General features: G+C 63.7%; 1 protein-coding gene. It reads left to right on the top strand.

Translation table 11 applies throughout. From position 1 onward, the window contains the following. Positions 1 to 1,058: hypothetical protein (locus U1700_RS15300; RefSeq protein ID WP_332753520.1), on the top strand; the 1,058-nt coding region annotated here is incomplete at both ends.

The raw sequence follows: 1,058 nt of genomic DNA, 5'->3' as shown, positions 1-1,058 counted from the left end.
TATGGCGCGTGGTCTCGACAATGTGACCTATGCGATATTGAAGGTCCTGAGCTTCCGCGTGAGGCTGGGCTGGGGCGGAAAGCACGCGGCGGCGGCGCAGCGGCAACGCTTCAGTGCGATCGACCCGGATGCGGAAGACGATACGCCGGAGTTCGCGCCAGACCTGCCGCCAGAAGCCGGATCGGCGTTCCAGACGCTTGATCATCGCAAGCTCGCCTCCGCGCAGATCGAAGCATTCGAGGGTCAGCCGAGCTATCAGGGCGCGGCGTTCCGCGAGGTTGCGCGCGGCCTGCTCGCCGCCCGGGACTGGAAGGCCGCCACGTTCGAAGCGCAACTGGTAGCCCATGCCGCGGGCATGACCCTGATTACCCGTGGGGCGTTGTTCGACGCGATCGTCGAGCGGGTGCTGCGACACCTGGCCGAGCACCGCTTCATGCACTGGCCCGAGGATGCCGACCTCGTGCTCAATCCCATGGCGACCGCAATGGGCTCCTATCTGACCGAGCAGAGCATCCCCGCACCGCAATCCGACGACGCGCCGGATCGATCGCTTCGTGCGCTTTACGCGCAATGGCGTGCAAAGCATAACCTTGCCGAAGGCGAAGCGCTGAAATCCGCCGACGAATGGCTGCTCGCCGTGCGCCGCTTCGAGGATCTGATCGGCACCAAGCCTGTGCCTTCGATCACGGCCAAGGACGTCCGCACATACCGCGACCTGTGCGCGAACTTGCCGTCGCGGGTGAAGAAAAGCATCAAGGCGCTGCCCGCCAAAGAGCAGATCAAAATAGCTGCTGCGCAAAACCTGCCCAAACTGTCCCCGCCCTCGGTCGGCAAGCATGTCGCGGCGATCAAGGCGCTCCTGTCGGTCGCCAAGGAATATGAGTGGGTTCCGGTCAACGTCGCCGAGGGCATCACCGTCGAAGGCGCCCGCCATACCGGCACCGAACGCGACCACTTCAATGACCATGAGATGGCGCTCATCTACAATTCACGGCTGATGACCGATCCGAACGCCTGTTCGGACACCATGTTCTGGATCCTGTTCCTCGCGCCCTTCC

This window comes from Sphingomonas sp. RB1R13 (genome assembly GCF_036663775.1).
In the GTDB taxonomy this organism is placed as follows: Bacteria; Pseudomonadota; Alphaproteobacteria; order Sphingomonadales; family Sphingomonadaceae; genus Sphingomicrobium.
Note: the sequence above shows the minus strand (reverse complement) of the source record. Positions and strands in the feature narration are given on the sequence as shown.